The organism is Streptomyces sp. AC558_RSS880 (assembly GCF_019049255.1).
Taxonomy (GTDB): Bacteria; Actinomycetota; Actinomycetes; order Streptomycetales; family Streptomycetaceae; genus Streptomyces.
Window position 1 is genome coordinate 1 of the sequence record NZ_JAGMUJ010000118.1, and the last position, 2,600, is coordinate 2,600.

2 protein-coding genes and 1 pseudogene are annotated in these 2,600 nt (G+C 66.6%); all 3 read left to right on the forward strand.

The features are described from left to right. The first annotated feature begins 269 nt into the window (after positions 1–269). Positions 270–848, forward strand: a complete 579-nt coding sequence (locus KUM38_RS29515) for a DUF6461 domain-containing protein (protein WP_217133744.1) — start codon at positions 270–272, stop codon at positions 846–848. A gap of 402 nt (positions 849–1,250) precedes the next feature. Further along, on the forward strand, positions 1,251–1,466 hold the full coding sequence (locus KUM38_RS29520) for a DUF6207 family protein (protein WP_217133746.1): 216 nt from the start codon (positions 1,251–1,253) through the stop codon (positions 1,464–1,466). A 682-nt stretch (positions 1,467–2,148) separates the two neighbouring features. Then, positions 2,149–2,479: pseudogene (locus tag KUM38_RS29525) on the forward strand (IS630 family transposase); the annotation flags it as partial. Positions 2,480–2,600: the final 121 nt, after the last annotated feature.

The following is a 2,600-nucleotide window of genomic DNA, read 5'->3' on the forward strand; positions in this document are numbered from 1 at the left end:
CGCAGCCACCATGGGGCATTTCAAGACGATCGAGGAGAGCCGATACGAAGATCAACATTTACAGAGCGTGAATGCACCACAGAACTTGGGCCAGAACCCAAACTCGTCGACAAGTGGTGGCCGCTCCCACCCACGAAGCCAACAGGGCGTTCCAGGATCGGTTGAGATACGGCTTCTGATGATGCCCGCGTTCGTCACCGGGAGTTCAGGCATGTGTCGTAGCGTCGGCGGCCGCCCAACGGATGCCGACCAGGAAGGCACGGATCGGGATGGCTTCCACGCTGTTCGATGTGCTGGGGCCCGAGTGGTTCTGCGTGACCGCGGTCCGGGGTCTGGGGGAGGCGGACGTATTGGCCCGGCTGGGTGCCGTCGGCCCGGATCCGCTGCCCCGGTATCCCATCGACGGTGTGGCTGAGCACTACAGCCTGGGCAGCTGGGCGGTGCGGGTCTACTGCCCGGAGGGGACGGGGTGGGCGTATGTGTTCGATGCGCTCCCGCAGGTGGGTGTCCCGTTCAGGGAGCCGGTGCTCAAGGAGCTGTCCAGGGGCACGGAAGCGGTGTCCGTGTGGCAGCCCATAACCGCTTCCGTTCGCGTGGCGCACGCCCGTGACGGGGAGATTCTTACCCTGTTCGACTGGGGGAGGGTCGACCCGGCGTCCGGGACGGAGCCGGACCGGCTCAACCGGGTTCTGGAACGGGCCGGCTTCTTCCTGGACGAGCCGGATGACGACTTCTCCGGCCCGGCTGCCGCTCTGGAAGCGGTCGAGAGCGAGTTCGGCCTGGCGGTGGACCCGCAGGAAGTGGCGGGGCCGCTGCCGACGGTCGTCGTTCCCGTACGGGGCGACTGACCAGCCGGCAGCGGCCGCCGGTGAGAAGGTCACCTTCAGCCAGAAGCCGTCGTTGTCAGCCAGACGCGCGCTCTGGATGAAAACTCCGTAGGCACCGCTCAGGTCGGAGTTGAGATCGCCGGGGATGTGGCCGCGCACGCATCTCTCCTCCCCGGTGAACGGGCCGACAGGAGTGATCGTGGGCCAGTCGGTGGCGTTGTCACCTGTGGTGTCGGCGCGGACAGCGGTCACCTGAGCGCAGTCCTTGCCATGGTCCACGGCGGTCTTCCGACAGTTCCGGCAGGACAGGATGTACTCGACAACCCGGCAGTGGCGCCGTGCCACCACTGCGCCCGCGCGGAGAGGCACCCCGCCCGGGTGAAACTCCACGTGGCGGCGAACCCTGACAGCCTTCAGCGCGTCGTGCCAGACACGGAGCCGATCAACGAACTGCCTCTGACGGAACCCGGACTGGTCGACGTCGCGGCCGCCGACGACCGCACCGCCTTCGCCTTTCAGCAGGCGCTCGCCTTCCGGTGGGCCACCGCCACGGCCGACCGCGCCACGCGTGACCCAGGTCAGCCCGGTGTCCGGCTGCGCTGCTACCTGGACCTGCGTCAGGACGTCGCCGTCGAATGACACTGCCGCCCGCCGTACCCGGCGACCCTGGTGGAGAGGCCACTCGGCAGCGTGGTCGGGGCTACGAGGTGGTGTGGTTGGGGTCCGGAAGCTGGGGCGGGAAGTGCCGCTCCAGAATCTCCGCCCAGCGGTGCAGAACAACGAAGCCGGCGGTGTCGGCCTGCGCTTGGACCAGTTCGGTCAGGGCGTCGATGAACGGCTGAGCGGGCGTGCCCGGCTCGATCGCGGCGACGGCCCGCTTTAGACGTTCATGCGCGGCAGGGAAAATGTCCTTGCCACGCGTCCTGTTCCTTGATGCGCCGGGAGCCTGCCTCCCGGTCGATCTGCCTGATGGTCCATTGCGGGCAGTCAGGCGTGCGCCACATCTGGTACGGCGTCCCCACTCCGAGGCAGGCGTTCTCCCGGCCGGGCCCGCCTTGCAGTCCGGGCACACTTCGCCTTCCGTCTCCGCGAACCCCTTCATCACGATGCCCCCTCGCCTGGAAAGCCACGAGCCTGCCACGGGCGATCACCGGCTGACCAGAGTCTGCCCGGCAGCGTCCCGCTCGATGGCCTCGCGGTATGGCCACCGGCGGGGGCGGTCGTACAAGGCAGGACGATGAGCGCACTCCGACCCGGTGACATCACTGATGAAATGCTCCAAGCCATGGACACGGCCCGGCGTCAAGGACTGCAGAAGGACCTGCGCACCCTCGCCACCCACAACACCGCCGAGACCAAGACGTGGCTGGGAAAACACCCCCGCTTCCACGTCCACTTCACCCTCACCGGCTCGTCCTGGATGAACCAGGTCGAGCCGGTGGTTCGGCCTGTTGACGGACAAGCTCATCCGCCGCGGCGTGCACACCTCCGTGAAGGCCCTGGAGCAAGACATCAGGGCCTGGACCGACGGATGGAACGAGAACCCCAGGCCCTTCACCTGGACCAGAACCGCGGACGAGATCCTCAACTCCCTCGCCGACTACCTCACCAAGATCAACCCACCAGCCCTCCCAAACCAGCAAGACACTTAAGACTGAAATTCCCGGCGCAGGACACTACTGAGTTTTTCGTTAGTTCTGTGGTGGTGGGGGCTTCGGCAGTGTGAGCATGATGGTGTGTCTTCCAAGCCGCAGGATGCTGTTGCTGATGTCT